Source organism: Cellulomonas chitinilytica (assembly GCF_016862675.1).
GTDB classification, from domain to species: Bacteria; Actinomycetota; Actinomycetes; order Actinomycetales; family Cellulomonadaceae; genus Cellulomonas; species Cellulomonas chitinilytica.
In genome coordinates this window covers 40,809-67,117 of the sequence record NZ_BONK01000009.1, presented here as the reverse complement: position 1 = coordinate 67,117, position 26,309 = coordinate 40,809, and the positions used below count along the sequence as shown (strand labels likewise).

The 26,309-nt window shown below is 74.2% G+C and carries 26 protein-coding genes; 11 read left to right on the top strand and 15 right to left on the bottom strand.

The genetic code is table 11. From position 1 onward, the window contains the following. Window positions 1-63: 63 nt before the first annotated feature. A complete protein-coding gene (locus tag Cch01nite_RS13555) occupies window positions 64-2,625 on the bottom strand; it encodes a flippase-like domain-containing protein (RefSeq protein WP_203755649.1) in 2,562 nt (853 codons plus the stop codon). A gap of 226 nt (window positions 2,626-2,851) precedes the next feature. Between Cch01nite_RS13555 and Cch01nite_RS13550 the strand changes: the two genes are divergently transcribed. Beyond that, complete coding sequence (locus Cch01nite_RS13550; protein ID WP_203755639.1) at window positions 2,852-3,439, top strand: HdeD family acid-resistance protein; 588 nt, start codon at window positions 2,852-2,854, stop codon at window positions 3,437-3,439. Here Cch01nite_RS13550 and Cch01nite_RS13545 read toward each other — a convergent pair. The 3 genes from Cch01nite_RS13545 to Cch01nite_RS13535 are packed head-to-tail and all read right to left on the bottom strand — an operon-like array spanning window position 3,436 to window position 7,482. After that, on the bottom strand, window positions 3,436-3,984 hold the full coding sequence (locus Cch01nite_RS13545) for a hypothetical protein (RefSeq protein ID WP_203755637.1): 549 nt from the start codon (window positions 3,982-3,984) through the stop codon (window positions 3,436-3,438). The two genes, Cch01nite_RS13550 and Cch01nite_RS13545, sit on opposite strands and share 4 nt — an antisense overlap. Then, the gene (locus Cch01nite_RS13540) at window positions 3,981-6,368 is read right to left on the bottom strand and encodes a glycoside hydrolase domain-containing protein (RefSeq protein WP_203755635.1); all 2,388 of its coding nucleotides are present in this window, start codon (window positions 6,366-6,368) and stop codon (window positions 3,981-3,983) included. Before Cch01nite_RS13540 ends, Cch01nite_RS13545 begins: the two co-directional genes overlap by 4 nt. Window positions 6,369-6,384: 16 nt before the next feature. Further along, window positions 6,385-7,482 carry a hypothetical protein gene (locus Cch01nite_RS13535; protein WP_203755632.1) on the bottom strand — a complete coding sequence of 366 codons (1,098 nt, stop codon included), beginning with the start codon at window positions 7,480-7,482 and terminating at the stop codon, window positions 6,385-6,387. Window positions 7,483-7,740: 258 nt separating this feature from the next. Between Cch01nite_RS13535 and Cch01nite_RS13530 the strand changes: the two genes are divergently transcribed. Next, window positions 7,741-9,621 carry a M48 family metallopeptidase gene (locus tag Cch01nite_RS13530; protein WP_203755629.1) on the top strand — a complete coding sequence of 627 codons (1,881 nt, stop codon included), beginning with the start codon at window positions 7,741-7,743 and terminating at the stop codon, window positions 9,619-9,621. Window positions 9,622-9,641: 20 nt separating this feature from the next. Here the strand turns inward: Cch01nite_RS13530 and Cch01nite_RS13525 are convergent, their stop codons facing one another. Next, window positions 9,642-10,244: a hypothetical protein gene (locus tag Cch01nite_RS13525; protein ID WP_203755626.1), complete on the bottom strand. Its 603-nt coding sequence runs from the start codon at window positions 10,242-10,244 to the stop codon at window positions 9,642-9,644. A 113-nt stretch (window positions 10,245-10,357) separates the two neighbouring features. Here Cch01nite_RS13525 and Cch01nite_RS13520 point away from each other — a divergent pair, with 113 nt between their 5' ends. Both Cch01nite_RS13520 and Cch01nite_RS13515 read left to right on the top strand, forming a co-directional pair. Next, a complete protein-coding gene (locus Cch01nite_RS13520) occupies window positions 10,358-10,876 on the top strand; it encodes a helix-turn-helix domain-containing protein (RefSeq protein WP_239070511.1) in 519 nt (172 codons plus the stop codon). Beyond that, on the top strand, window positions 10,876-11,442 hold the full coding sequence (locus tag Cch01nite_RS13515; RefSeq protein ID WP_203755610.1) for a DUF6036 family nucleotidyltransferase: 567 nt from the start codon (window positions 10,876-10,878) through the stop codon (window positions 11,440-11,442). The genes Cch01nite_RS13520 and Cch01nite_RS13515 overlap by 1 nt, the downstream gene beginning before the upstream one ends. Before the next feature lie 75 nt (window positions 11,443-11,517). Here the strand turns inward: Cch01nite_RS13515 and Cch01nite_RS13510 are convergent, their stop codons facing one another. Next, entirely contained in the window at window positions 11,518-11,769 is a 252-nt protein-coding gene (locus tag Cch01nite_RS13510; RefSeq protein ID WP_203755607.1) for a hypothetical protein, read from the bottom strand. 226 nt (window positions 11,770-11,995) lie between these two features. Continuing rightward, window positions 11,996-12,910 carry a CPBP family intramembrane glutamic endopeptidase gene (locus Cch01nite_RS13505; protein WP_203755605.1) on the bottom strand — a complete coding sequence of 305 codons (915 nt, stop codon included), beginning with the start codon at window positions 12,908-12,910 and terminating at the stop codon, window positions 11,996-11,998. A 117-nt stretch (window positions 12,911-13,027) separates the two neighbouring features. Here Cch01nite_RS13505 and Cch01nite_RS13500 point away from each other — a divergent pair, with 117 nt between their 5' ends. The 4 genes from Cch01nite_RS13500 to Cch01nite_RS13485 are packed head-to-tail and all read left to right on the top strand — an operon-like array spanning window position 13,028 to window position 15,646. Then, complete coding sequence (locus tag Cch01nite_RS13500) at window positions 13,028-13,651, top strand: hypothetical protein (protein ID WP_203755602.1); 624 nt, start codon at window positions 13,028-13,030, stop codon at window positions 13,649-13,651. Then, window positions 13,648-13,944, top strand: coding sequence for a transcriptional regulator (locus Cch01nite_RS13495; RefSeq protein WP_203755599.1), 297 nt, complete (start codon window positions 13,648-13,650; stop codon window positions 13,942-13,944). The genes Cch01nite_RS13500 and Cch01nite_RS13495 overlap by 4 nt, the downstream gene beginning before the upstream one ends. Beyond that, window positions 13,941-14,873, top strand: a complete 933-nt coding sequence (locus tag Cch01nite_RS13490) for an ABC transporter ATP-binding protein (RefSeq protein WP_203755596.1) — start codon at window positions 13,941-13,943, stop codon at window positions 14,871-14,873. Before Cch01nite_RS13495 ends, Cch01nite_RS13490 begins: the two co-directional genes overlap by 4 nt. Continuing rightward, window positions 14,870-15,646, top strand: a complete 777-nt coding sequence (locus Cch01nite_RS13485; protein ID WP_203755593.1) for an ABC transporter permease — start codon at window positions 14,870-14,872, stop codon at window positions 15,644-15,646. Before Cch01nite_RS13490 ends, Cch01nite_RS13485 begins: the two co-directional genes overlap by 4 nt. Before the next feature lie 33 nt (window positions 15,647-15,679). Here Cch01nite_RS13485 and Cch01nite_RS13480 read toward each other — a convergent pair whose 3' ends face one another. From Cch01nite_RS13480 to Cch01nite_RS13465, 4 genes are read right to left on the bottom strand one after another with little or no spacing between them, the layout of a single operon-like run. Further along, window positions 15,680-16,573, bottom strand: a complete 894-nt coding sequence (locus Cch01nite_RS13480; RefSeq protein WP_203756236.1) for an aminoglycoside phosphotransferase family protein — start codon at window positions 16,571-16,573, stop codon at window positions 15,680-15,682. A 47-nt stretch (window positions 16,574-16,620) separates the two neighbouring features. Next, complete coding sequence (locus Cch01nite_RS13475) at window positions 16,621-19,053, bottom strand: heavy metal translocating P-type ATPase (RefSeq protein ID WP_203756234.1); 2,433 nt, start codon at window positions 19,051-19,053, stop codon at window positions 16,621-16,623. A gap of 50 nt (window positions 19,054-19,103) precedes the next feature. Further along, the gene (locus Cch01nite_RS13470; protein WP_203755590.1) at window positions 19,104-19,337 is read right to left on the bottom strand and encodes a heavy-metal-associated domain-containing protein; all 234 of its coding nucleotides are present in this window, start codon (window positions 19,335-19,337) and stop codon (window positions 19,104-19,106) included. A gap of 22 nt (window positions 19,338-19,359) precedes the next feature. Further along, window positions 19,360-19,662 carry a metal-sensitive transcriptional regulator gene (locus Cch01nite_RS13465; RefSeq protein ID WP_203756232.1) on the bottom strand — a complete coding sequence of 101 codons (303 nt, stop codon included), beginning with the start codon at window positions 19,660-19,662 and terminating at the stop codon, window positions 19,360-19,362. A gap of 64 nt (window positions 19,663-19,726) precedes the next feature. Between Cch01nite_RS13465 and Cch01nite_RS13460 the strand changes: the two genes are divergently transcribed. The 3 genes from Cch01nite_RS13460 (at window position 19,727) to Cch01nite_RS13450 (ending at window position 21,660) form a co-directional block, all read left to right on the top strand. Then, complete coding sequence (locus Cch01nite_RS13460) at window positions 19,727-20,185, top strand: RrF2 family transcriptional regulator (RefSeq protein ID WP_203755587.1); 459 nt, start codon at window positions 19,727-19,729, stop codon at window positions 20,183-20,185. 114 nt (window positions 20,186-20,299) lie between these two features. After that, window positions 20,300-21,259, top strand: a complete 960-nt coding sequence (locus tag Cch01nite_RS13455) for a sulfite exporter TauE/SafE family protein (RefSeq protein WP_203755584.1) — start codon at window positions 20,300-20,302, stop codon at window positions 21,257-21,259. Window positions 21,260-21,426: 167 nt separating this feature from the next. After that, entirely contained in the window at window positions 21,427-21,660 is a 234-nt protein-coding gene (locus Cch01nite_RS13450) for a hypothetical protein (protein ID WP_203755581.1), read from the top strand. 42 nt (window positions 21,661-21,702) lie between these two features. Here Cch01nite_RS13450 and hemL read toward each other — a convergent pair whose 3' ends face one another. The 4 genes from hemL to hemC are packed head-to-tail and all read right to left on the bottom strand — an operon-like array spanning window position 21,703 to window position 26,121. After that, on the bottom strand, window positions 21,703-23,058 hold the full coding sequence (gene hemL / locus Cch01nite_RS13445) for a glutamate-1-semialdehyde 2,1-aminomutase (RefSeq protein ID WP_203755578.1): 1,356 nt from the start codon (window positions 23,056-23,058) through the stop codon (window positions 21,703-21,705). Next, window positions 23,055-24,068 (bottom strand): porphobilinogen synthase, encoded by a 1,014-nt coding sequence (gene hemB, locus Cch01nite_RS13440; RefSeq protein WP_203755575.1) that lies wholly within the window; start codon window positions 24,066-24,068, stop codon window positions 23,055-23,057. The genes hemL and hemB overlap by 4 nt, the downstream gene beginning before the upstream one ends. Beyond that, on the bottom strand, window positions 24,065-25,099 hold the full coding sequence (locus tag Cch01nite_RS13435) for a uroporphyrinogen-III synthase (RefSeq protein ID WP_203755572.1): 1,035 nt from the start codon (window positions 25,097-25,099) through the stop codon (window positions 24,065-24,067). Before Cch01nite_RS13435 ends, hemB begins: the two co-directional genes overlap by 4 nt. Beyond that, window positions 25,096-26,121 carry a hydroxymethylbilane synthase gene (gene hemC, locus Cch01nite_RS13430; RefSeq protein WP_203755569.1) on the bottom strand — a complete coding sequence of 342 codons (1,026 nt, stop codon included), beginning with the start codon at window positions 26,119-26,121 and terminating at the stop codon, window positions 25,096-25,098. Before hemC ends, Cch01nite_RS13435 begins: the two co-directional genes overlap by 4 nt. Between the last annotated feature and the right edge of the window lie 188 nt (window positions 26,122-26,309).

Here is a 26,309-nt window from a genome sequence, read left to right as displayed (position 1 = left end):
CCGGGTCGGTCCGTCCACGACGCGCCGACCCGGAGTCGTGTCAGGGCCCGTCCGCGGGCAGGGTCAGAGGTCGCCCTGCTTCTGCAGGTAGCGCATCGCGGCCCACCCGAACGGGATGCGCAGCCAGTACGTCAGCGCGCGGAAGAGGAGCACGACGGAGAACGCCACACCGGCGTTGATGCTCGTGAAGCTCGACAGCGACGCGCCGAGCGCCACCTCGATCGCGCCCATCCCGCCGGGCGTCGGCACCATCGCCCCGGTGGTGTTGCCCGTCAGGTAGACGAGCGCGACCTGCACGAGGCTCGCGCTCTGGCCCAGTGCTTGCATGGCGGCCTCGAACGCGAAGATGTACCCGAGGGTCATCGCGAGGTTCCCCCCGACGGCGAGCGCCAGGCGCCACGGCTGGCCGAGCACCTCGATGAGCCGCGGCCACATCTGCTGCAGCGTCGGGAGCGTCTTGGACAGCACCCACTGCCGGACCTTCGGGATCAGCAGCGACGCCGCGACGAGTGCGGCGACGATGCCGATGACCAGCAGCACCACGGGGTCGACCGGCAGCGGCGACTCCGACGTGCCGGACAGCAGCGACAGCACGAGCAGCAGGCCCAGCGTCACGACGAACTGGCTGACCTGCACGAGCGCGACGGTCGCGGCCGACAGGCTCGTGCTGACGCCGCGCCGGGTCAGCATGCGCAGGTTGAGCGCGGCGGGTCCGATGCCGGCCGGGGCGGCGAGCGCGACGAACGTCGCGGCGGCCTGCACCAGCGTCGCGCGCCACAGGGACAGCTTGACGGGGGAGAACGCGACGAACGCGACCGCGGCCCCGACGAAGGTCGACAGCCCGAGCGCGAACGACAGGGCCGACCAGCGCCAGTCGCCCTCCGCGAGCGCCGCCTCGATCTGCTCGACGTTGATGCTCGTGAGGATGACGAACACCGCCACGACCGTGAGCCCGATCGTGATGACGGTGCGCGCCCCGAACCGGACGAGCTGCTGCGGCTCCACGTCCGCCTCGGGCATCCGGGCGACGAGCGCGGAGCGCAGCTCGGCGAGCACGGGCTTGTGGGCGCGCATCTCGTCGCGGGTCTCGCGGGGCAGCGTCATCGTCTGCAGGAGCGGACCGATCGCGGCGATGTCGGCATCGGGCAGGACGGCCACCGCGGACTCCAGCGCGCGGGTGGCGCCGACCCGCAGCGCGAGGAGCGCGACGAGCTGCGTGACGTCCATGCGGCGGGCCAGGTCGGACGACGCGACGTCGCCCTGCTCCCATCCCGTCAGCCACACCATGGGCTGCCCGACGACGGCGTCGACCAGCACGACGTCGCTGGTCAGCGCCCGGTGGGCGATGCCGGCGTCGTGCGCGAGCTGCAGCTGCGCCCAGACCTCCCGCAGCACGCGGTCGGAGAGGCGCTCGGCCGGGATGTCGGCGAGCGGCAGCGCGTTCCCCGGACGCTCCTGCACCAGCAGCATCGACTCGTCGGCCTCGGCGATGCTCAGCAGCTTCGGCGTGCGCACGCCCGCGGCACGGGCGGCGTACGACAGCAGGGCGGCCCGCTCGGTGGCCTGCCGCAGCGGCACGACCGACCGGCCCTCCAGCCCGCGCATCCGGATCGAGCGCCACAGCCGCGCGAGCGAGCCGACCACCTGCCGGTCGCGGTCGATGACGACGAGGTCGAGCTCCTCGCCCGTGGCCGTCGTCATCTGGTAGACGCGGTGACGCGTCGAGCGGTTCAGCGCGCGCGACTCGGGGTCGCCGTGCAGCTCCGGCGGCCGGCCACCCGCGCGGACCAGCCGCTCCGCCTCGGCCTGCGTGGTCTCGTCGGGCACGCGCTGCAGCAGCACCGGCTCGAAGCCCGCGCGGCGCACGCCGGCGACGAGGCTCGTGCCGTACGCGCGCTCGGACTGCACCCCGGACACGTACCGGACGGCCTGCCCGACGACCCGGCCGGCGAGCAGCGCGATCAGCAGCCCGGGCAACGACACCCGCGCCGTGATCGCCAGCACGCCGACGACGACCCACACGAGGTTCCACGACCACATCACCGTGCGGCGGCGGTCCCGCGGGCCCACGACCGTCAGGAGCGCCGCGAGCATCGCGAGGTACCCGGGGACGGTCAGGACCCAGTCGCCGCCGTGCCGGATCGACAGCCCGTGCACCAGGTCGTCCGACCCAACCTGCTGCACGAGCACGTACAGCAGGTAGTTGACGACGAGGGCGGCTGTCGCCGCGATCAGCCCCTCGAGCACCTGCCGGCCGAGCCGGCGGATCGCGAGCTCGCCGAACACGAGCAGCGGCACGGCCAGCGTGACGAGCCGTTCGAGCACCTGCACCGGGATGAACAGGATCCGCTGCAGCAGCGTCGCGAACCCCTGCACGTCCTCGGCGACGCCCGCCGTCGTGTGCTGCGCGTACGTCGCGAGGACCATCACCAGCACCACACCGACGGCCGCGACGACCATGCCGATGAGGTCGCTCGGGTGGTGGACCCGGACCGCCGGGACGTCGTCGATCCTGACCGCGTCCTCGGGTGCCTCCGGCTCCGGGCCGGGCTCGACCGGGACGTCGGACCCGTCCGCGACCGCGGGGTCCGCGGCCGCGCGACGAGCAGGCGTCGGCGCGGACATACGGGCGAGTCTAGGCAACCGGGTCGTGCGTGCCCGGGCGATACGGCGCGGTCGACGGTCGCGATCGCGTCACAGTCCGCGGCACGCTCCGCGTCACCGCCCCGAGCCGACGCGCCTGCGGGTGTCCGTGCTGGTCCCGAGCGCTAGCGTGGCGACGAGGAGCACCGTGGCAGGCGGGCGGGTCCCGCCCGGGGTTCCGCCGGGCGTGACGCCCTGAGGAGGTCCGATGACCGACGAGCTCGGCACCGACGTCGACGCCCGGCTGCGCGGGATCTGGTGGCTCCCGGTGGTCCGCGGGATCCTCCTGCTGGTCGTCGGGTTCCTCATGCTCGCCCACCCGTTCGACACCGCCATCGCGCTCGTGTGGGTCTTCGGCATCTTCGCGGTCGTCGACGGCATCCTCACCCTCGCGCAGTGGTTCTCGAACCGGCACGAGGAGGGCGGCATCTGGTGGGCCGTGCTCGGCCTGGTCAGCGTCGTGTTCGGACTGGTCGCCATCGTCTGGGCGCCGCAGACGGCGAAGACGATCTTCTACCTGATCGCGATCTGGGTGCTCGTCATCGGCGTCCTCGGCGTCATCGCCGCCGCGACCCTGTACCGGGCGCGCGACATCGGCTGGTTCTGGGTGCTGGCCTCCGGGCTCGTGGCCTTCCTCATCGGCCTGCTGATGCTCGTCAACCCGCAGGAGACCGTCGCCGTGGTCATGGTGATCTTCGGGCTGTTCGCGTTCGTCGCGGGCGTGCTGCTCGTGGTGAGCGGCTTCGCGACCCGCGCGTTCTCCCGGGCCGTGGGCCGGGGGTCCGCGACGATCTAGCAGCCCCGCAGCACCGCCGCGACGACGAGCGCGCACCCCTGCACGGCCAGCGCGCACCCGGCGGCCGTCCACGCGTCCCGACGCCGGTCTCCCCGCCCGACGGCGGACCGGACCCGGAGCACGACGGACACGACGAGCACCGTGACCGTCGGCGCCGCGCACGCCGCCAGCAGCGTCGCGGCCTGCCCGCCGGTCGTCGAGTCGTCCGGCAGCAGGGCGAGGAGCCACGCGCTCACCGCGAGCTGGAGCGTGAGGCCGAAGGCGGCGAGGGTCGTGAGGACCGCCGACCAGCCCGCGGCTCCGGGCCGGTCGGCGGCGCGTGCCGCGGCCCACGCAGCGGCCAGCAGCACCGTGACCGGGACCAGGGCGAGGGTCACGAACGCGCTCGAGGCGCCCCCGCTGCCCGCCGGCCGGCACACCGCGGCGCGCGGCAGCCAGACGAGCGCCGCCGTGGTCTGCACGGCGGCGCACACCAGCCACACGAGCACGAGCCCGGCCGGCGGCCACGTCCGGCCCGCCGGGCGCTCGGCGTCGGCGTTCGTCACACGTCCAGACCTCTGACCACCCGCTCGAACGCGTCCGCGAGGAGCCCGAACTCGCGGTCGAGCTCGTCCTGAGGCACGAGCGCCTGGTGGTCGGGCTCACCGGGCGGACGCTGGAAGTCCATCTTCCAGTACGTCGCGAGGCTCAGCGGGACGGCATCGAAGATGTGCCGCATGGCGCCGTGGAGCGCGTCGCGGTCGCTTCCGAACCGGTCCTCCCAGAAGTGGCGGTACCGCCACGTCGGGTCGGCGTCGCACTCGACGAGGATCTCGCGGATGACGTCGCTGACGTCCCGGTCGCCGAGCCGCCGGTAGGCGAGGTAGGCGTCGATGTCGGCGACCAGGTCCTCCCGGGAGAACAGGCTCTCCACCGAGGTGCAGAGCCGCTCCGCGAGGTACTGCTCGAGGTCCAGCTCCCCGGCGTTGCGCGCCACGACGTACTGCGCCCAGAACGTCGCCAGGTCGAGGCCCCAGCCGCTGAGGTCGCCGAGGTTGACGGTGTCGTGCGGGACGCCCTCACCCCACATCAGGTACGCGCGGGTGGTCGCCGCGAAGTGCGCGAGGTCTCCCTCGTACAGGGCGTTCGGCGGGGTCGGGGACGCGAGCTCGAGGAAGTTCGACCTCGCGGAGCCGAGCTCGAGGAGCTCCGAGTTCATGTACTCGGGCAGCGGGGTGACCCCCTTCCAGTCGGGGCCCCAGTACCGGTCGCGCTGCAGGTAGTGCAGCACGAGGTCGTGGCGGTACGGCCGCAGGAGCAGCTCCGTGACGGTGTGCTCGACGGCGACCTCGGCGAGGTAGGACAGCTCGGTGAGCTGCCAGAACAGCTCGTCGGCCACCCGGACCCCGACGCCGCCCTCGACCTTCGACACGATGGGCGTCGGCAGGACGTCGTTCGCGGACAGGGGCTCCGCGCGCGGCGACAGGACGTTCTTGTCGATGAGGATCGACGAGGTGCCCGACCCCAGGGTGAGGCCCTGGATCTGGTCGTAGGCCCAGGTGGTCGGGAGCGCGTACCCGAGGTTGCCGCTCCAACCGCGCGACATGCCGCCGACGAACGAGCTGACGGCGAGGCCGGCGTCGCACACGCGCTGGCAGACGTAGCGCGGGCCGTAGACGCCGACCCGGAACTCGCCCTCGCGCGCCCGGTCGACGCCCGACCGCACCTGCTCGAACCACGGGATGATCAGCGTGTCGATGTCGCCGGCGGTCGCGTCGAAGTCGACGGAGAAGTAGATGATGGCGCCCGGCTTGATGCCGAGCTGACGCGCGCGGAGCACCGCGGACCAGCCGTGCCGGAACCCGATGTCCTCCGTGAAGTACTTCGGGTCGTTGTTGTACTCCTGGAAGATGGGGAAGAACGACAGGCCCATGTCGTGGATGAGCTCGATCTCCGGCGCCTGGATCCGCTTCGTGACCCCGTTGAGGTACCGGCCGACGACCTTGTAGCCCGCGTCCTTCACGGCGGAGACGTTCAGCGTCGTGAGCGGCACGTTCGTGTCGCACGCCGCACCCGGCCTGTCGGGGTCGCCCGTGCTGACGAGCAGGGACGCCCACGTGGCGTAGTCGCCGCGGCCGGTGAGCGGCAGCTCGACGAAGGCCTGGAACTCCAGCACTGCCGACTTGGTGCCCGCGCCGAACTGGCCGTCGAGCGGCACCGGCCGCTTGTTGAACGTGAGCGCGCACTGGAACAGGCGCACGAACCGTCGGGTGGAGTCGACGTCGCCGACCTGGACCGTCGCGCGCTCCTTGAGGCCGGACTGCGTCGCCGGCCCGTACGTGCCGTTCGCGACGCCGTCCGCCATGCCGAGCTCGTACTGGATCGCGAGCATCAGGCCCTTCTGGACGTCTCGCGCGAAGATCCCGTCGCACGCGACGAGCGAGAAGTCCTTGCGGCCGATGTAGATGCCGTTGAGCCACTGCTGCGCCGCGCGGATCGACGAGTCGCCGCCCGGGACGAGCTTGTACGCGTCCATCGTCAGGAGGCTCTTCATGAGCTTGACCGTGATCCCGGGCGTCGGCGACGCCCCGAACCCCATGTCCCGCTTGACGTTGCTGCACGTGGCGGCGATGTCGTCGGTGTACTCGCCGGTCTTCACGTCACCGCCGTAGTACCCCTTGCACCACAGCGACGCCATGAGGATCTGCTTGACCCTCGTCTGCGTCGTGTCCTTCGTGATCGTCCCGACCTGGCTCTCGAAGCGCGAGGTCGTCGTGGGACCGAAGGCGTCGGACAGCGCCGTGATGCCGAGCTCGACCTGCAGGGCCCGGGTCAGCGCGAACATCGTCTTCCACCCGGTGCGGCCGTCCTCCTCGACCGTCGGGAAGCCCGAGACAGCCCCGTAGGTCTGGTTGAGCCACTTCTGGACGATCATGACCTGGGAATCCACCCGTTCGAACCCTTCGTCAGATGGAGCCGACGGCCACGCCGTCGGTCGTCGGAGTGCCCGCGGTGGTGAGGTCCACGGCCGTGTACCTGCCGGTGGTGCGGACCTGCCGCTCGTCGCCGGCGGGCGCGACCAGGGCCGCCGCGCCGAGCCGGAGGCCCTCGACGCGGGGTGCCCCGTCGACGGGTGCGGCGTCGAGCTGCAGGCTCATCACGGACCCGGCGGGCACCGCGACCGGGAGCGCCCACGTGCCGCGCAGCAGGTCGGTGTCGCGCGACAGGTCCGTCGCGGGGACCGCCTCGACGGCGACGCCGTCGACGGTCGCGCTGCGCACGGCCACGTCCGTGACGACGCGGCCGTCGAGGTCGACGACCACGAGAGCGCCCGCGGGCACCGGCTGCGGGCCCATGCTGCGGATGCGCATCGCGACCGGGGTGCGGTAGCCCGCCTCCTTGCCGTCGACGGCGACCGTGCCCGACGCCCACGCTGCGCTCACCTCCGCCCCCCACGGCGCCGCGGGCAGGGTCTGCGACGCGACCGACCAGGACAGGAGCCGGCGCTCGAGCCGGCCCGGGCGGTCGATCTGCACGGACAGCGGGAGGGGGGCGCCGATGTTCTCCGCGGGGTACAGGTCGAGCCGGCGCAGCGGCAGCACCACCGACGCGTCGAGCCGCCGACGGGGCAGGCCCTCCGGGCGGACCACGTCGAACGACACCGTCGCGGTGCCGTCCGCGCGGGAGCGGACCGCGGTCGTCGTCGCGACCCACGTGACCCCGCCGGACGCGACCTGCGCGACGGGCGTGGCCTCCAGCACGCGGGGGTCGAACCCGAGGGTGACGCTGATCGGCCCGGGGCCCGAGACGAAGCCGGCGACCCGCACCGCGAACGGCAGGTCGAGGACGTGGCGCACCGACCAGTCGGCGGCGTACGTCTGCAGGTCCGCGTGCTCGAGCGGCGTGAGCTCGAGGCGACCCGGCAGGCCGATCGGCCCGAGGCCCGGAGGCCGGGGAGCCGCGCCGGCCGGGGAGGACAGCAGCGCCCCCGCCACACCCGCGAGCGCCGTCGACAGCACCGTCCTGCGCGTCGGGCCCTGCCTGCGTCCTGCACCGGCCGTCATGGATCGCCTCACCCTCGTGTCGGTGGCCTTCCGGGGCAGCCACGGACACGTCCGACGCCCCCGGCCGCCCGAAACATACCGAAGAGTCGGACAGCGCAGGACCCGTTCGACGTGCGGAAACACATCTCCGTCGGCGGCCGCGGGCGAACCGTCCGGTCCGGGGCCGATTTCCGTCCTGCGGGCGGCCGCGTCTCAGTAGGCTCCGCGCACGGTCCTCGCGCGAGCGGCGCGCGCAGGGTGCGGCGCGGAGGATGGGCGATGACGACGACGGTCCGGGCAGCGGTGTCGCTGCTCCTGCTCGCAGGGTTCTACGTGGTGGCGTTCGGGCTGATCGCCGGGCTCGGGTGGCTGTCGGTGCTGGCGTTCCGGGCGGGTTCCGGGTCCGGCGGGGCGAAGCTCGCGTTCCTCGCGCTCGCGGCGGCCGTCGCCGTCGTCGTGGCGCTCGTCAAGGTCGCGCGGGCCCGGCCGCAGGCCGAGCCCGGGCTGCAGGTCTCGCGGGCGAACGCACCCGCGCTGTGGGCCGTGGTCGACGAGCTCGCCGTGCTCGCGCAGACCCGGGTGCCCGACGAGATCCGGCTGGTGCCCGAGGTCAACGCGGCGGTCTCGGAGGACGCCCGCATGCTCGGGCTCGTCGGCGGCCGTCGTCGCCTCTATCTCGGGGTGCCGCTGATGCAGGCGCTCGACGTGTCGCAGCTGCGGTCGGTCCTCGCGCACGAGCTCGGCCACTACTCGAACAGCCACACCCGCCTCGGCCCCCTGACGTACCGCGGCCGGGCGGCGATCGGCGCGACGATCGAGCAGCTGTCCGGGAACGTCGTCGGCTGGCTCCTGCAGGGGTACGCGCGGCTGTACCTGCTCGCGTCCGCGACGGTGAGCCGCCGCCAGGAGCTGGAGGCCGACGAGCTGTCGGTGCGTGTCGCGGGTCGCCCGGTCGCCCAGGGGACGCTGCGCGAGCTGCCGCTGATCGACCGCGCGTGGGGGTTCTACGGCGGGGCGTACCTCGACGCCGGCTGGGAGGCCGGGTACGCACCGACGGCCGCCGGGTTCTTCGGCGGCTTCGGCCTGCTGCTCGCGGCCCGCGGCGACGAGCTCCAGACGATGCGGCTCGACGCCCCGCCCGCCGAGCAGTCCCGGTGGGACAGCCACCCGTCGATCGCCGCCCGGGTCGCCGCGATGGAGCGGATGCCGGACGTGGCCGTCGCGCGTGACACCCGCCCGGCGACGGGCCTGGTGCCCGGGTTCGACAACGCCGCGGCGGCCCTCGCCGAGCAGGTCGTCGCGTTCGGCGACCGGGTGCGGCTCGACTGGGAGGCGTTCACCGCGACGTCGCGCGCGCAGTCGTCGCAGCGGACGGCGGACTCCGTCTACCGCGTCGCCGCCCGCGTGGCCGGGCAGCCCCGCGCGACGCTGGCCACCGTGCTCGACCTGGTCGCCGCCGGCCGCCTCGACCTCGTCCTGCGGGGCCTCGGGTTCGACCCCGCGGCCGGTCCGGACGAGGACGGGGACACCCCCGCCGGCCTCACGCTCGGTGTCGTGATCGGCTCGGCGGCCGTCCAGGCGGGGGTCGGGACGTGGCGCCACTCGTGGTCCGGGCCGGCGGTGCTCGTCGGGCGGGACGGGGAGCCGCTCGCGCTCGACGGCGTCGTCGCGCTCGCGGCCGTCCCCGGCTCGGTGCCGGCGGCACGGGCCGCGCTCGCCGGGCTGGGCATCGACGTCGACCGCGCCGGGCAGGTGTCGCAGGCCGCGACCGCGCACGGCGGCGACGTGATCGGCGGGCTCGCGACGGTCGACGTCGACGGGAAGCCGGCGGAGGTGCTGGTCCTGGACAACGGCCTCGTCGTCGTGCCCAGCACGAAGAACACGGACGGCGGCAAGGAGCGGCTCGTGCTGCTGGCGCGCGTGCCGGCCGTGGAGCTCGCCGCGCGGCACCGGTTCGTCTCCTTCGAGGACGTCGCCGCCGCGGAGGTGCACAAGCGCACCCCGGTGAAGGTGACCGTCACCCTGCACGACGGGACGACCCTCACGCTCAAGGAGCGGTGGTCCGGCGACCGGCTGACGAAGGACAGCGACGACGCGCTGATCGGCGCGCTGCTGTCGTCCGCCCGGTCGGCGTCCCTGGACGCCGACGTCCCGGCCTAGGACCGTCGAGCGCGAGACCGCTAGAAGTGGGGCAGCTCCGTGCCGGCGAGGCGCTCGCGCCTGCGGTAGGTGGCCCGGAAGACCGTCCAGACCAGCGTTCCCCAGCCGACCACGACCGGGAGGGCGAGCCACCACGGGATGCCGTAGCGGTCGTCGGCCTCGGCGCCGGCCAGGAGGATCGCGACGCCCCCGAGGACGGAGATGCCCGACCACGCTCGTCCTTCGACGAACCCCCGGTACGTGCCCGGCCGGTCCTTGAACTGCAGGGCGTACGCGTTCGACCCGAGCGCCTCCCACGTCTGCAGGGCCGCGTCGACCACGGCGGCGTCGTCGTCGGCGTGGACGAGCGCCAGGCTGGTCTGCCAGACGGTCCACGAGGTGTCGGGGCCGCGGCGCTCGAGGTCGTCCAGCCGGGCGAGGACGTCCGGTTCGGCGGCTGCTCGGGCCCGCACGAGCGCCCGCAGGGTGCGGTGCCGCTCCGCGACGACCGCGTCGGGCAGCCCGTTGCGGCGCGGCTCGCGGGAGCCGAGCGTCGCGGGGTCGGCCTGCACGAGAGCGGAGGCGACCAGCTCGTCGGAGCGCACGGGGATCTGCCAGGGCAGCCGCGGCGGGACCTCGTGCACGACGCCGAGACTACGGTCGGACGGTCGGAGGCAGCGCTACGACAGGTGCACCAACTCGCGCCGCTTGTCGGGGACCGATGCGGCGATATAGCAACCAGTGCTATCGTCGTCACGTGAAGGATCGCGGTGAGCTGCTGGGCCGGGTGATGCGTTCCACGGGCATCACCCAGTCGGAGCTGTCCCGGATCAGCGGGGTGCACCAGCCCAGCATCAGCCAGTTCCTCTCCGGCCGGGTCGAGCTCAGCGACGAACAGCTCGACAGGCTGCTGTCGTGCATGGGATACCGGCTCGAGGTCGTTCGCCGGCCGGTCGAGCCGGACCTGACGCGTTCCGAACGCCGGTCGTGGCTGCTCCACCGCAGGCTGTCGGGCCTGTTGTCGCGTGAGACGCTCCCGGTCTGGCTTCCCGTCGTCGAGCGCAACCTGCAGCGCATGCGCGACGGCATCACCGGGCAACCGCACGAACGGAACCTGCAGCGATGGGTCTCGCTCGTGGGCGAGCGCGACGTGCTCGGCATGAAGCGCGTGATGACCGGGCTCGACCGCGACTCCATCGAGATGCGGGAGGTCTCACCGATGGGGGGCCTCCTGCCGCAGGGGGATCGACTCAAGATCCTTGCGGAAGTGGCCTGATGCGGCGCGACCAGCTCGAGCACGCGATTCGGACCGCCTGCCAGATCATCGGCCGGCCGGAGGTCATCGTCGTCGGCTCGCAGTCGATCCTCGGGACGTTCCGCGAGGAGGAGCTCCCCGCGCAGGCGACGATGTCGGTCGAGATCGACATTCTCCCCATCGCTGACGACAACGACGAGACGGTGCGGCTGGCCGACCTGATCGAGGGAGTGGCGGGGGAGTTCTCGCCGTTCGAGGAGCTCCACGGCTTCAGCATCGACGGCGTCGACGCCGACACGTGCGCTCTGCCGGAAGGTTGGCGAGATCGGCTCGTCAAGGTCCAGAACGCCAACACCGCCGCACCGGCTGGCGAGCCGCGATTCACGGGATGGTGCCTCGACAAGGAGGACCTCTGTGTCGCCAAGCTCTGCGCGTTCCGGGAGAAGGACCGGAACTTCGTCGCAGGACTGGTGGACGCCGGCCTCGTCGAGCGGGCGGTGATCGCTACCCGGCTTTCGACCGTCGCTGACGTCTACCGCGACAGGGCCGACCGTGCGCTGATGTGGTTGGACTCGTCACACCCATGATCCGCCGTCCGGACATGAGGCGGCTCGTGTCGTCGTCTGCCTGGAGGGATGCGAGCCGGTCGTGGCTCGTGCCACTCACGTCGGTGCAGGCGGGAGCAGGTTCTTCGCGATCGCTACCAGCGCAGTGAGGTTCTCGTCGTCCACTGCGGTGGGATGGCCGCCCGCGGGACTGATGTAGACGAGTTCGTCGTTGTCCTCGAAGAAGGTGAGCTCCGTGACGTCGTCTGCACCCACGACGACCCGAGTGGTCCTCCATGCAGGCGTGGGTCGTTCCACGGTGACGTCGTTGCAGCCGGATGCGCGAAGCTCGTCGGCCAGCAGGAGCAAATGTGTCCTGACGGGTCGGCGGCGTCACTGCCGACGACGTCCGTCGTAGTGCGCCTTGTCGAGCAGGTCAGGGCCGACCCGGACAGGGGGCTCGATCTGCGACGGGGGCTGGGATCCGATGCTCGGATGCTGCGCACGAGCCGCGAGACCACCATGAGCGTCGACCAGGCGGCCCGTAGCGGCATCCATGGTGGTCTGGTGGGGCGCGAAGGCCGCAGAGGCCGCGCTACGACAGGTGCAACGCGTCGCGCCACTCGTCGGGGATCGAGGCGTAGCCGACGAACACGACCATGTCCATGATCGTGTGGGCGACGACGAGCGGCATGACCCGCCGTCGTCGGCGGTAGTACTCCGCGAACACGAGCCCCATCACGAAGTTGCCGAAGAACGGCCCCCACCCTTGGTAGAGGTGGTACGAGCCGCGGAGCAGGGCGGACGCGAACACGATCAGGGGTGTCCGCCAGCGCAGGTCGCGCAGCCGTTCCATGAGGTAGCCGACGGCGATGACCTCTTCGAGCAGCGCGTTCTGGATGGCCGCGAACAGCAGGACCGGGATGGTCCACCAGGCGGAGTTCAGGGCCTCCGCCTGCACCTGGACGGTGATGCCGACCGCGCGGCCGATCGCGTAGAGGCCGAGGCCGGGGATGCCGATGGCGGCCGCGAGGCCGGCGCCGACGCCGAGGTCGCGCCAGGGACGGGTGACGTCGAGGCCGATGCGGCGGACGGCCGAGCGGCCGTTCGCGGACAGCAGGTACAGCGCGAGCGCGACGGGGATGAGCGCGAAGCCGATCTGGAGCACCTGGTAGATGAGGTCGAGCCAGGGGCGGGGTGAGCGGCTGGGGTTGAGCGTGGTGGTCTGGTCGCCGAGCGGGGGGCCGGCGGTGAGGCGGTCGAGGATCGCGACCATCGCGTAGATGCCGGAGCGGCCCAGGGACAGCCCGAGGACGATCCAGATCTCGGTGGTGAGGCGGCGGCGGACGGCCCGTTCGCTCGGCGGGGGGACCGCGGACCGGCCAGGACCGTCGGGCCCGGGACCGTCGCCGCCGGTCGCGGGGTCGGCGACGTCGCTCGTCGTGAGGCCGGCTCCGGCGGGTCCCGACGAGGGCAGCGCGTGCTCGTCGGGAGCGCCCTTGGCCGTCATGCCGTCGAGCCTAGGACCGCCGCCTGGACGTGCGCTGGACGAGGCCTGGGCGGGGTCTTGCGCGACGCGGCGCCCGCAAACTACTTTGTCGGACAAACCAGACGAGAGGCGACCCCGATGGACGACGAGACCGACCCGGCCCCGGCCAGCGCGGCCGAGGCGCTGTCGATCATCAGCGCGCAGCGTCGCGTCGCCCGGCAGACGGTGCCGTCGAGCGCCCTGCTGTTCCTCGTCTGGGGTGCCGCCTGGCTCGTCGGCTACGGCGGCATGTGGCTCTCGGCGGAGGGCGACGGCGGCCCGACCGCGCCCGCCGCCGTGCTCGCCGGAGCGCTCGGCGTCGCGGCCGTCGTCACGACGATCGTGCACGTCGTCCGGCGCACCCGGGGGATCACCGGCGACAGCGCCCGGCAGGGCGCCCTGTACGGGTGGGCGTGGTTCGTCGGGTTCCTCGCGATGAGCTGGATCGTCGGCGCGCTCGGCGCCGCAGGGGCGTCCGACGAGGTCGTCGGGCTCGCCGCGAACTCCGTCGCCGCGCTCGTCGTCGGCCTGCTGTACCTCGCGGGCGGGGCCATGTGGCACGCGACCGGCATGTACGTGCTCGGCGCGTGGATCGCGCTCGTCGGCGCGGCCAGCGCCTTCGCCGGGCTGCCCGGGTCGTACCTGTGGCTGTCGCTCGCGGGCGGCGGCGGGATGCTCGCCGCCGGCGTCGTCGAGACGCTCCGCGGCCGGGCGGCGCCATGACCGAGCTCGACCCCGTGATCCACGCGCAGGCCCGCCTCCGGGTCGTCGCCACCCTGGCGGGCCTCGCGCACGACGACCGCATCGCCTTCCCGCGGCTGCAGAAGCTGCTCGACATGACCGCGGGCAACCTGTCCACCCATCTGCGCCGGCTCGAGGAGGCGGGGTACGTGACGATCACCAAGACCCACGAAGGACGCACACCGGCCACGTACGTCGCGCTCACGGGGGCCGGCCGGGTCGCGTTCGAGCAGTACACGACGACCCTGCGGACCGTGCTCGGCGGTGCGTCATGACGGTCCTCTCGCTGACGAACGTCACCCGGACGTTCGGGCCCGTGGTCGCGCTCGACGACGTGTCGCTCAGCGTCGAGGAGGGCGAGCTCGTCGGGCTGCTCGGCCCGAACGGCGCCGGCAAGACGACACTGCTGTCGCTGGTCAGCGGCCTGCGCCGCCCCGACTCCGGCGTCGTCCGGCTGTTCGGGGGCGACCCGCGCGACGCCGCGTCACGCATCGGGCTCGGCACCACCCCGCAGGACACGGGCCTGCCGCCCACGCTCACCGTCGGCGAGGTCGTCGACCTCGTCGGCCGGCACTACCCGGCACCCATGCCCCGCGCCGAGGTGCTCGCCCGGTTCGGGCTCGAGGACCTCGTCCGACGGCAGACCGGGGGACTGTCCGGCGGCCAGCGGCGCCGGCTCGCGGTCGCGCTCGCGCTCGTCGGGCGGCCGCGGCTCGTGCTGCTCGACGAGCCCACCACCGGGCTCGACGTCGAGGCGCGGCACGTCCTGTGGCAGGCGCTGCGGGAGTACCACGCCGACGGCGCGACCGTCGTGCTCACCAGCCACTACCTCGAGGAGATCGAGGCGCTCGCAGACCGGGTCGTCGTGGTCGGGGGCGGACGTGTGCTGGCCGACGACTCGCTGGCGGCCGTGCTCGGGCTCGTCGGGCTGCGCCGCGTGCTGCTCACCGTGCCGGCGTCCGTGCGGCTCGACGGGCTGCCCGGGGCGTCCGTCGTGCAGGACGGTGCGCCGTCCGGCGACGGGGTGCGGCGGACCGTGCTGGCGTCCGACGCCGACGCGTTCGTGCGGGCCCTCGTCCGGCAGGACGTGCCGTTCCGCGACCTCGAGATGCGGGGAGCGTCCCTCGAGGAGGCGTTCCTCACCCTGACCACCCGTGACGGCGTCACCGCGCCGGACCAGCCCGTCGAGGAGGCCGCCCGATGAGCACCCTGACCGTCCGCCCGCGCCCGTTCTGGACGCTCGCCGTGGTGCATGCCCGGTTCCAGTTCGTCGAGACGATCCGCATCCCCATCGCAGTGCTCGGCAACCTGCTGTTCCCGGCGCTGGCGCTGCTGTTCTTCGTCGTCCCGCAGCGGGCCGTCGCCGACGACCCGCTCGCCGCGACCGCCGCCGTCGCGCAGCTCGGGACGTTCGCGGTGATGTCGACGTGCCTGTTCTCGTTCGGCGTCGGGGTGTCCGAGGACCGGGCGATGCCGTTCGACCCGTTCCTGCGGACGCTCCCGGCCGGTGCCGGGCCCCGGCTCGCCGGGCGGGTCATCAACGGGGTCGTGTGGTCGTACTTCGCGCTCGTGCCGCTCGTGGTGATCGGCTGGCTGCTCACCGCTGCGACGATCACGCCTGTGCGGGCGCTCGCGGCGTTCGTGATGGTGCCCGTCGTCGCCGTGCCGTTCCTGCTGCTCGGGCTCGCGATCGGGTACCGGCTCACGTCGAAGGCCGCCATCGCCGTCGTGCAGGCCACCCTGTTCCCGCTCGCGTTCGCCGGTGGGCTGTTCCTGCCGCCGGAGATGTTCCCGACGTGGCTCGACGCGATCTCGAAGCTCCTGCCGTCCCGCGCGGCCCGCGACCTGGCCGTCCAGGCGGTCACGGGCGACCCGGCGTACGCGGGCGCGCTCGTGGTGATCCTGGCCTGGACGGCCCTGTTCGCCGCCCTGGCGGTCCTGGCCTACCGCCGCGACGAGGGCCGCCGCTTCCACTGACCGCGCCCGCCGGCCCCGAGCGCAGCGGCCAGGTCAGGTCTGGGCTGCTCGCACGACCCGGTCGAGGGTGCGCCGGCCCCAGGAGCTCATCGTCGGGTTGGACTCGACGTAGTACCAGACCAGTCCCATGGCCTGCTGGAAGGCCCACGCCATGCCCCGGCGCCACTGCACGTCGCCGCACCCGAGCGCGTCCCGCACGACCTCTCGATGGTCGTCGTCCAGCAGGTGCCACGCCCCGACGAGGTCGAGCGCCGGGTCCGCCGGGCCGAACCCGCCGCCGTCGACGACACCCGCCAGCCGGCCGTCCCTCACCAGCACGTTGGGCGGGGTCAGGTCGCCGTGGCACATCGCGTCGGCGTCGACCTCAGGCAGCCGCCGCAGCTCCGCCCAGAGCGCACGCAGGGGCGGCACGTCGAGCAGGCGCTCGCTGCGCCGGAAGCACTCCTCGAGCCACGTGTCGTGGTCGGGCAGGTGCCCGCCGCGCCCGGCGCCGGAGAAGCGCCGCCCTCGCGTGGGCACCGCGCGCAGCGACCCGATGAACGCGGCGAGGTCGCGCGCGAACGCCGCCGAGGCGGCGGGGTCCTCCACCGTCGCGTCGTGGCCCGGCAGCCACGTCTGGACGGTCCACGGCAGCGGGTAGCCGTGGCCGGGGTCTCCGAGCGCGACCGGTTCCGGCACCGGGACCGTCGCGGCGCGTGCCAGCTCGGACACCGCGTCGGCCTCGTCCTGCAGCCACGCGCGCGCACGGTCGGGATCCTGGGCGTCGAGCGGGAAGCGCGCGACGAGGTCCGGACCGACGCGGAAGACGGCGTTGACCGTGGCGGCGGTGCGCAGCTCGGACACGGCCAGACCGCGCCACCGGGGGAACTGGTCGTCGATCAGCGTGCGCACCGTGGCGGCGTCGACATGGACCTGGTCGTCGTGCATGGTCACGACGCCATGGTCACCGCTCCGGCACCGGGCCGCCACGCCCGTCAGGAGAAGCGGCGCAGCCGCAAGGAGTTCCCGACGACGAGGACGGACGAGAACGCCATCGCCGCGCCCGCGATCATTGGGTTCAGCAGCCCGAGCGCCGCGAGCGGGATCGCCGCGACGTTGTACGCGAACGCCCAGAACAGGTTCTGCTTGATCACCCGCAGGGTGCGACGGGACAGCCGGATCGCCTGCGCCGCGGACCTCAGGTCGCCGCGCACGAGGGTCACGTCGGACGCCTCGATCGCGACGTCCGTGCCCGTGCCCATCGCGAGCCCCAGGTCGGCCGTCGCGAGCGCCGCCGCGTCGTTGACGCCGTCGCCGACCATCGCGACGCGGGCGCCCCCGTCCCGCAGCCGCTCGACGACCGTGACCTTGTCGGCGGGCAGCACGTGGGCGATCACGTCGTCGTCGGCGATGCCGACCTCGGCGGCCGCCGTGAGCGCCGCGCCCCGGTTGTCACCGGTGAGAAGCACCGGTCGCAGGCCCAGGGCGCGCAGGTCCCGGACGGCCGCCGCGGACGACGCCTTCACCGGGTCGCGCAGCACGAGCGTGCCGCGCACCGAGCCGTCCCACGCGACCATCACGGCGGTGCCGCCGGCGGCCTCGGCGTCGTCGAACGGGGCGCGTGCCGCGTCCGTCGCGACGCCCTGCGCCTCCAGCCAGGCCGGGCGCCCGACGAGCACCCGGCGGCCGAGGCCGACGCCCGAGTGTGCCGCGCGGACGACGCCCGACACGCCGTGACCGGCCTCCGCGCGGAAGTCGTGCACCTGGTCCGAGCCGATGACCACGCCGTCGGCGCCCACGGCGACCGCGTCCTCGGTCGTCGCGCGGCCACCCGTCGGGACGGCTGCCGCGATCGCGCGGGCGATCGGGTGCTCCGCGAGCTGCTCGACGGCCGCCGCGAACCGCAGCACGTCGTCGCGCGGCGTCCCGTCGACGGGCAGCACGTCGACGAGCGCCATCCGGCCCTCGGTCACGGTGCCGGTCTTGTCGAGCACCACGGTGTCGACCGTGCGGGTCTGCTCGAGCACCTCGGGGCCCTTGATGAGGATGCCGAGCTGCGCACCACGGCCGGTGCCGACCAGGAGGGCGGTCGGCGTCGCGAGGCCCAGCGCGCAGGGGCAGGCGATGATGAGGACCGCGACGGCGGCGGTGAACGCGGCCTGCGTGCCGTTGCCCGACAGCAGCCAGACGACGAACGTCAGGCTCGCGAGCACCAGGACCACCGGCACGAACACGGCCGAGATGCGGTCGGCGAGCCGCTGCACCGGCGCCTTGCCGGTCTGGGCGGCGGCGACGAGGCGGCCGATCTGCGCGAGCCGGGTCTCCTCGCCGACGCGTGTGGCACGGACGACGAGCGCGCCCGACGTGTTGATCGTCGCGCCGGTGACCTCGTCGCCGGGGCCGACGTCGACCGGCACGGGCTCGCCCGTGAGCAGCGACGCGTCGACGGCGCTCGTCCCGGACACGACGACCCCGTCGGTCGCGACCTTCTCGCCGGGCCGCACGGCGAACTCGTCGCCGACCCCGAGCCGGTCCACGGGCACGCGCTGCTCGGTGCGGACCCCGTCCGGGCCGGTGACCAGCAGCGCGACGTCCTTCGCACCGAGGTCGAGCAGCGCCCGCAGGGCGTCGCCGGCCCGCCGGCGGGACCGGTGCTCGGCGTACCGGCCGGCGAGCAGGAAGGTCGTGACGACGGCCGCGACCTCGAAGTACAGCTCCGGCACCGTGCCTTCCATGCCGGTCGCCGGGACCAGCGTGGGGGTCATCGTCGTGCCGAGCTCACCGGCACCGCCGAGCAGCAGCGCCCACAGCGACCAGCCCGTCGCGGCGACGATCCCGATGGACACAAGTGTGTCCATGGTGGACGCCCCGTGGCGGGCCGCGCGCAGGGCCGCCCGGTGGAACGGCCACGCGGCCCACGCGGCGACCGGCAGGGCCGCCGCGGCGACGACCCACTGCCAGCCGGTGAACTGCAGCGCCGGGACCATCGACAGCAGCAGCACCGGGACGGTCAGCACGGCCGACACCCGCAGCCGTGCCCGCAGCTCGGCGCCGCGCGCGTCGGTCGGCGCGGACGTGTCCTCGTCGGCGTCCATGTCGTGCCCGGGCGCCATCGAGTGCCCGGACAGGGCGTGCTCGACGGGGTCCATGCCGTGGTGGCCGTCGTCGTGCGCGGCGTCGTGGTGGTGGGCCCCGTGGTCGAGGACGGTCGCGGCGGGGGCGGGGCGGCGCGACGACAGCACCGTCGCGTCGTACCCCGCGCGCCGGACGGCGGCCACGAGGGCGTCGTCGTCCGCCAGCGCGCCGTCCTCTCCGGACGGGACCAGCTCCACGTGCGCCCGTTCGAGCGCGAGGTTGACCGTGGCGGTCGCGCCCGGCACCTGGCCGAGCCGCTTCTCGACGCGTGCGACGCACGACGCGCACGTCATGCCCTCCACGGCGAGGTCGACGACGACCGGGGCATCCGGGGCGCGGGTGGTCACAGCAGCGACCGCCGGGGGGTGACGGCGTAGCCGGCCTCGACGACGGCGGCCGCGACGGCGTCGTCGGCGAGCGGTGCCTCGGACGTGACGGACACGGTGGACGAGCCGCCGACGACGAGGTCGACGGCGACGTCGGTGACGCCGGGCAGGTCGGACAGCTCGGTGGTGACGGCGTGCACGCAGTGGCCGCAGGTCATGCCGTCGACGCCGAACGTGGTGGTCTGGGACATCAGGGTGCTCCTCGGGTGGGGTTCAGCTGCGGACGAGGCGGGCGATGGCGTCGGCGGCCTCGCGGACCTTCGCGGAGCCCTCCTCGGGCGACCGGCGGGCGGCGTCGACGACGCAGTGGCCCAGGTGGTCCTCGACGAGGCCGATGCTCACGGCCTGCAGCGCCTTGGTGACGGCCGAGATCTGGGTGAGGACGTCGATGCAGTAGGTGTCCTCGTCGACCATGCGCGCGATGCCCCGCACCTGGCCCTCGATCCGGCGCAGCCGCTTGAGGTAGTCCTCCTTGGCGGCGTCGTAGCCGGGTGCGTGCTCGTGGTCGCTCGTCATGCTCACTCGAACAGCATACCCCTAGGGGGTATTCCGTCGTCCCACTTGGTGGACAATGAGCGCCATGCGCGTCTCAGCGAAGGCCGACTACGCGGTGCGGGCGTGCGCCGAGCTCGCCGCGAGCCCCCACGGCGACCCCGTGCCGGCCGAGATCCTGGCCCAGGGCCAGGACATCCCGACGGCCTTCCTCGAGCGCATCCTCGGCGACCTGCGCCGCGCCGGCATCGTCGTGAGCGTGCGCGGGAGGTCGGGCGGGTACCGGCTCGCCCGCGCCGCCGGGTCGGTGAGCCTGGCCGAGGTGATCCGGGCCGTCGACGGCCCGCTCGTCACGGTGCGCGACGAGCGCCCGCCGAGCCTGTCGTACGACGGGTCGGCGGCGTCGCTGCTCGACGTGTGGGTCGCGCTGCGCACGTCCGTGCGGTCCGTGCTCGACGAGGTGACGCTCGCGAGCCTCGTCGCGGGCGAGCTGCCCGACCACGTCAAGGCGCTCGCGGCCACCGTGGGGGCGTGGGACAACCCCTGACGGGTGTCCGGATCGTGAACTCGGGTCTCGACTGACGAGACGGCACTTGTATCGGGAGCAAGCTGGTCGGAATTATCGATCAATTGCTCTCGTCCCCTGCGCCTGGTGGTTCCCGTGCCCGCTCTGATCCTGCTCGCCCTCGTCGGGTTCGCCGCCCAGCTCGTGGACGGCAGCCTCGGCATGGCCTACGGGGTCACCTCGTCCACGCTCCTGCTGGCCATCGGCACCAACCCCGCCGCCGCGTCCGCCACCGTGCACCTGTCCGAGATCGGCACCACGCTCGTCTCCGGCATCTCGCACTGGAAGTTCGGGAACGTCGACTGGAAGGTCGTGCTGCGCGTCGGCGTCCCCGGCGCGATCGGCTCGTTCCTCGGCGCGACCGTCCTGTCCCGCCTCGCGACCGACGCCGCAGCACCCCTCATGTCGACCGTGCTGCTCGCGCTCGGCGTCTACATCCTCGTGCGGTTCACGCTCTTCGGGCTGCGCAAGGACCGTCTCCACCTGCCTCTGCGCAAGCGCTTCCTCGCCCCGCTCGGCCTCGTCGCCGGGTTCGTCGACGCCACCGGGGGCGGCGGCTGGGGACCCGTCGGCACGCCCGCCCTGCTCGCGAGCGGCCGGCTCGAGCCCCGCAAGGTCATCGGCTCCATCGACACCAGCGAGTTCCTCGTCGCCCTCGCCGCCAGCCTCGGGTTCCTCCTCACCCTCGGCTCGCAGGGCATCGACTTCGTGTGGGTCGCGGCGCTCCTCATCGGCGGCATCGCGGCCGCCCCGCTCGCCGCCTGGCTCGTGCGCCACCTGCCGCCGCGCATCCTCGGGTCGGCCGTCGGCGGGATCATCGTCCTCACCAACACCCGCACGCTCGTCCGCAGCGACGCCGTCGGGCTCAAGGGCACCCCGGCCGAGGGGCTGATCCTCGGTGCGCTGGCCCTCGTGTGGATCGCTGCGATCGCGTGGTCGGTCCGGGCCTACCGCGCCGAGCGGGCCGTCGAGCGTGAGGCCGCCCAGGCGCTCACGACCGACCTCGCCGAGCTCGACGACGAGACCGCCGCCCCGGTCGCGACCCCGACCGCCTGACCTCGCACCCGCCGCACGCCCGACCGGCGGCGCGGACCGGGAACCCCGGACGAGGCGACGCGCCCGAAATGTCGCATCCGACCGCTCCGTCCTCCATACTCTGACGCGGCGACCGGCCACGAAGGCCGGCGACGGCGCACCGGCGACGGCGACGGGGAGGCGGGGACATGGGCGGACGCGATCCGGAACGACCCCGCGACGAGCGGACCCCGCGGCCGGGTGCCGGCACCTGGAACGAGCGCATCGAGCCGCTGACCGTCGCGGCCGAGCGTGGACGCGCGGCGGCGTTCTTCGGGCTCGCGGAGCTCGTGCTCGGGCCGCCGATGTGGACGCCGACGCCCGCCGTGCCCTTCCCGCGGCCCGCGCCCAGCACCGAGACGGACCCGCCGACCCTGGCCTGACGCGCGCCGCCCGGTGACCGAGACGGCGCGAGGCCGCCCGGCTCAGGCTCCCGGCTGGGGCGCCTCGGCTGCGGCCCTCGCGGCGGCCGGCAGCGCCGACACGATCCGGTCCACGGCGGCGTCGTCGTGCGCGGCGGACACGAACCACGCCTCGAACGGCGACGGCGGCGCGTACACCCCGGCCTCGAGCAGGGCGCGGTGGAACGGCGCGTACCGCCACGACTCGGTGGTGAGCACCGTCGCGTAGTCCCGTGCACCGGCGGCCCCGGCGGCACCGAAGAAGGTGCTGAACAGGTTCCCGGCCCACTGGACGGCGTGCGGCAGGTCCTCGGCGGCCAGGGCGGACGAGATCTCGGTCCGCAGCTGCGCGGACACGGCGTCGACCTGCGCGTACACCGACGCGTCGGCGAGCCGCAGCGTCGCCAGGCCCGCCGCGGTGGCGACCGGGTTCCCGGACAGCGTGCCGGCCTGGTAGACGGGCCCGACGGGGGCGAGCTGGTTCATGACGTCCCGACGCCCGCCGACGGCCGCGACAGGCAGACCGCCGCCGATGACCTTGCCGAACGTGAACAGGTCCGCGGCCCAGCCCTCGCGCAGGCCCTCGAGCCCCCACCAGCCGGAGTACCCGACCCGGAACCCGGTGAGCACCTCGTCCTGGACGAGCAGCGCGCCGTGCTCGATCGTCAGGCGGCGCAGGGTCGCGTTGAACCCCGGCAGCGGCGGCACGACGCCCATGTTCGCGGGCGCGGCCTCGGTGATGACGGCGGCGATCCGGTCGCCGTGCGTGGCGAACGCCTGCTCGACGGCGGCGACGTCGTTGTACGGCAGCACGATCGTCTCGGCGGCGACCGCGGCGGAGACGCCCGCCGAGTCGGGCAGCCCGAGCGTCGCGACCCCGGAGCCGGCGGACGCCAGCAGCGCGTCGACGTGCCCGTGGTAGCAGCCGGCGAACTTCACGACGAGGTCGCGGCCCGTGAACGCGCGGGCCAGCCGCAGCGCGGTCATCGTCGCCTCGGTGCCCGTCGACACCAGGCGGACCTTCTCGGCGGCGGGGAGGCGGTGCCGGATCTCGTTGACGAGCTCCACCTCGGCGACCGTGGGGGCGCCGAAGCTCAGCCCGCGCGCGGCGGCGTCCTGCACGGCGGCGACGACCTCGGGGTGCGCGTGCCCCAGGAGCGCCGGACCCCACGACCCGACGAGGTCCACGTACTCGTGCCCGTCGACGTCGGTGACGTACGCGCCGCGTGCGGAGGCGATGAACGGCGGCGTGCCGCCGACCGACCCGAATGCCCGCACCGGGGAGTTCACCCCACCGGGGATCACGGCCTGGGCCCGCGCGAACGCCTCGGCGCTCGTCGTGCCGACCGCAGCCAGCTCCTCGACCCCGTTCGGGCTCATCGGTTCTCCTCCGCCAGCCACCCGGCCAGCTCAGTTGCGAAGTACGTGAGGACGTGATCGGCACCCGCACGCCGGATGCTGAGCACGGACTCCAGGATCGCCCGTTCGCGCTCGATCCATCCGTGCGCGGCAGCGGCCATGATCATGGCGTATTCGCCGGAAACCTGGTAGGCCGCGACCGGAACGGTCGAGACGGCGGCGACGTCGGCGAGCACGTCGAGGTACGACATGGCGGGCTTCACCATGACGACGTCGGCGCCCTCGGCGATGTCGAGGGCGACCTCGCGGGCGGCCTCGCGGCGGTTCGCGGGGTCCATCTGGTACGTGCGCCGGTCGCCGACCAGGGCGGACTCGACGGCGTCGCGGAACGGTCCGTAGAACGCGGAGGCGTACTTCGCGGCGTACGCCAGGACGGCGGTGTCGTCGAAGCCGGCGGCGTCCAGCGCGTCGCGCACGACGCCCGTCTGGCCGTCCATCATCCCGCTGAGCCCCACCAGGTGGGCGCCCGCGGACGCCTGCGCGAGGGCCATCTCCGCGTAGCGGACGAGCGTCGCGTCGTTGTCCACGGCGCCGCTCGGGGTGAGCACGCCGCAGTGCCCGTGGTCGGTGAACTCGTCGAGGCACAGGTCGGCCTGCACGACGAGCGCGTCGCCGACCTCGGAGATCACGTCCGCGATGGCCAGGTTGAGGATCCCGTCGGGGTCCGTGGCCTGCGACCCGACCGCGTCCCGGACCGTCGGGACCGCGAACAGCATCACGCCACCCAGCCCGGCGTCCGCGGCACTCGCAGCGGCCTTCCGGAGCGAGTCACGGGTGTGCTGCTCGACGCCGGGCATCGACGCGATCGGCCGCGGCTCGGTGAGCCCCTCGCGGACGAACAGGGGCAGCACGAGCTGCGCGGGGTGCAGCCGGGTCTCGGCGACGAGCCGGCGCATCGCGGGCGTCGAGCGGGTGCGGCGGAGCCGGACGCGGCCCGGGTGCGGGACGGGGCCGGGGGTGGGGGTGGTCACGCGATCTCCTCGGGTCCGGGGGCGCCGGGCTGCTGCGGGACGGACGGGGTGGCGGCGGGGGAGACGAATGTCCCGCCGGCTCGGGGCTGCGGCGGCGCAGCACCGGGTGGGGACGCGGCGTCCCCCGATCCGGTGACGGCCGAACGGGCGACGCGGTCGTCGGTGGCGCCGTCGGTGGCCTCGCCGGTGGTGTCGGCGGCCGGCGCCGTCCTCCCCTCGGCCACCGCCGCCGCGTCGACGAGCGCGGCGACCAGCCCCGCCATCGTCTGGGTGGCGGCGATCCCCGCGAGCGGCAGCCCGAGCCGGGCGGCCTCCGCCGCCGTCGTGGGGCCGATCGCGACGAGCAGCGTGCGGGCCGGCGGCGTGCCGAGCCGGTCGTGGAGCTCGCGGACGGTGCTCGCGGACGTGAGGAGCGCCGCCCGGATCTCACCGGACGACCACGCCGCACGCACGTCCTCGGGTGGCGGGGGTGCGGGGACCGTCCGGTAGGCGACCACGTCGTCGACCCGCCAGCCGCGGGCGCGCAGCCCGTCCGCGAACGTGGGGGCGGCGAGGTCGCCGCGCGGGAACAGGACGCGCGGACGTGCGTCAGGCGCGGGCCAGGCCGAGACGAGCGCGGCGGCGGTGGACTCGCCGCGCGGGACGAGCTGCACCTCGACGCCGGCCTCGCGCAGGGCGCGTGCGGTACCCGGTCCGACGGCGGCGACGGTGACCCCGCCGGTCGCCACGAGCGTGGCGAGCGTCGTCCCGCCGGCGGCGGCGCGTGCCTCCAGGACGGTGACGGCCGCGGCGCTCGTCACGGCGAGCCACCCGTACCAGCCGGCGCCCAGGGCGAGGAGGGTGTCGTCGAGGGCGGTGACGTCGTCCGGGGGGACCGTCGCGACGAGCGGCACGAGCACCGCCTCGGCACCGACCGCCGCGAGCGCGACGGCGGCCGGGCTGCTGCCGGCGACGGGCCGGGGCACGAGGACGCGCCAGCCGGCGAGCGGGCCCGTGGGTGGGCCGGCGAGTGCGGCGGGCCGGTCGTTCACCGGCGCGCACCGAGCTCGGCGAGGTCGGCCGCGCCGGCCTCCAGGAGCAGCTCGGCGAGGTTCTCGCCGAGGCTGCGGGCGGCGGCCTCCTCGGAGGCCCGGTCGGGCGCCGAGGACCCCGTGCGCTGCGCGGACGCCGAGCGTCGCAGCACCGCGGACCCGTCGGTCCGGGCCACCACGGCGTGCAGCGTGAGCGTGCCGGTCGCGTCGTCCAGCTCCGCGAGCGCGCCGACGGGTGCGGCGCAGCCGGCCTCCAGCCGGGCGAGCAGGGCGCGCTCGGCGAGGACGGCGAGGCGGGTGGGGCGGTGGTCGAGGGCGCGCAGGGCGTCGGCGAGCGGGCTGTGCGCGTCGACGCCGATGCCGGTGTCGCGCGTCTCGACGGCGAGCGCCCCCTGCCCGGGGGCGGGCAGCATGACGTCGGCGTCGAACACCTCGGTGACGGCGTCGAGCCGTCCGAGGCGGGCCAGCCCGGCGCGGGCGAGGACGACGGCGTCGAGGTCGCCCCGGGGCGACGGCTTGTCGGGGTCGGGCGCGGGCGTGGTCCGGGCACCGGCGACGCGGCCGAGGCGCGTGTCGACGTTGCCGCGGATGTCGACGACCTCGAGGTCCGGGCGGGCGGCGCGCAGCTGGGCGGCCCGGCGCGGTGAGCCGGTGCCGATCGTGGCGCCTGCGGGCAGGGTGGCGAGCGTGAGGCCGTCGCGCGCGCACAGGGCGTCCCGGGGGTCCTCGCGGGGCGGGACGGCGGCGAGCGCGAGCCCGTCGGGGTCGGCGGTCGGCAGGTCCTTGAGGGAGTGCACGGCGACGTCGCACCGTCCGTCGAGCAGGGCGTCGCGCAGCGCGGTCACGAAGACGCCTGTGCCGCCGAGCGTGCTGAGCGACCCGGCGAGGCGGTCGCCGTCGGTGCGCACGCGGACCGTCTCGATCTCGACGTCGCCGAGGCGGGCGATCGCGTCGGCCACGTGGCCGGTCTGCGTCAGCGCCAGCGCGCTCGCACGGGTGCCGATCCGGACGTTCTGAGGCATGCGCCCAGTGTCTCGCGGCGCGGCGGCCCGTGTCGAAGTTCGAAGGGCGCCCGGAAATGCGTCCGCAGAGGGGTGCCGATCTGTCCTGACAGCCTGTCAGAAAATATCCAGGAGCGACGTGCGGAAAATGTGACCCACGCCATTCTCGGTGCCCGATGGCGACACATTGTCAGATCATTTCCGCCGAC

Bases quoted from the DNA above. Each gene is read 5' to 3' on its own strand.
- Cch01nite_RS13450 (WP_203755581.1), top strand. From the start codon at position 21,427: ATGGGCGGACGCGATCCGGAACGACCCCGCGACGAGCGGACCCCGCGG.
- Cch01nite_RS13500 (WP_203755602.1), top strand. From the start codon at position 13,028: ATGGACGACGAGACCGACCCGGCCCCGGCCAGCGCGGCCGAGGCGCTG.
- Cch01nite_RS13465 (WP_203756232.1), bottom strand. From the start codon at position 19,662: ATGACGAGCGACCACGAGCACGCACCCGGCTACGACGCCGCCAAGGAG.
- hemL (WP_203755578.1), bottom strand. From the start codon at position 23,058: ATGAGCCCGAACGGGGTCGAGGAGCTGGCTGCGGTCGGCACGACGAGC.
- Cch01nite_RS13515 (WP_203755610.1), top strand. From the start codon at position 10,876: ATGCGGCGCGACCAGCTCGAGCACGCGATTCGGACCGCCTGCCAGATC.
- Cch01nite_RS13480 (WP_203756236.1), bottom strand. From the start codon at position 16,573: ATGCACGACGACCAGGTCCATGTCGACGCCGCCACGGTGCGCACGCTG.
- Cch01nite_RS13535 (WP_203755632.1), bottom strand. From the start codon at position 7,482: ATGACGGCCGGTGCAGGACGCAGGCAGGGCCCGACGCGCAGGACGGTG.
- Cch01nite_RS13530 (WP_203755629.1), top strand. From the start codon at position 7,741: ATGACGACGACGGTCCGGGCAGCGGTGTCGCTGCTCCTGCTCGCAGGG.
- Cch01nite_RS13470 (WP_203755590.1), bottom strand. From the start codon at position 19,337: ATGTCCCAGACCACCACGTTCGGCGTCGACGGCATGACCTGCGGCCAC.
- Cch01nite_RS13475 (WP_203756234.1), bottom strand. From the start codon at position 19,053: ATGACGTGCGCGTCGTGCGTCGCACGCGTCGAGAAGCGGCTCGGCCAG.
- Cch01nite_RS13490 (WP_203755596.1), top strand. From the start codon at position 13,941: ATGACGGTCCTCTCGCTGACGAACGTCACCCGGACGTTCGGGCCCGTG.
- Cch01nite_RS13485 (WP_203755593.1), top strand. From the start codon at position 14,870: ATGAGCACCCTGACCGTCCGCCCGCGCCCGTTCTGGACGCTCGCCGTG.
- Cch01nite_RS13550 (WP_203755639.1), top strand. From the start codon at position 2,852: ATGACCGACGAGCTCGGCACCGACGTCGACGCCCGGCTGCGCGGGATC.
- Cch01nite_RS13555 (WP_203755649.1), bottom strand. From the start codon at position 2,625: ATGTCCGCGCCGACGCCTGCTCGTCGCGCGGCCGCGGACCCCGCGGTC.
- Cch01nite_RS13495 (WP_203755599.1), top strand. From the start codon at position 13,648: ATGACCGAGCTCGACCCCGTGATCCACGCGCAGGCCCGCCTCCGGGTC.
- Cch01nite_RS13460 (WP_203755587.1), top strand. From the start codon at position 19,727: ATGCGCGTCTCAGCGAAGGCCGACTACGCGGTGCGGGCGTGCGCCGAG.
- Cch01nite_RS13505 (WP_203755605.1), bottom strand. From the start codon at position 12,910: ATGACGGCCAAGGGCGCTCCCGACGAGCACGCGCTGCCCTCGTCGGGA.
- hemC (WP_203755569.1), bottom strand. From the start codon at position 26,121: ATGCCTCAGAACGTCCGGATCGGCACCCGTGCGAGCGCGCTGGCGCTG.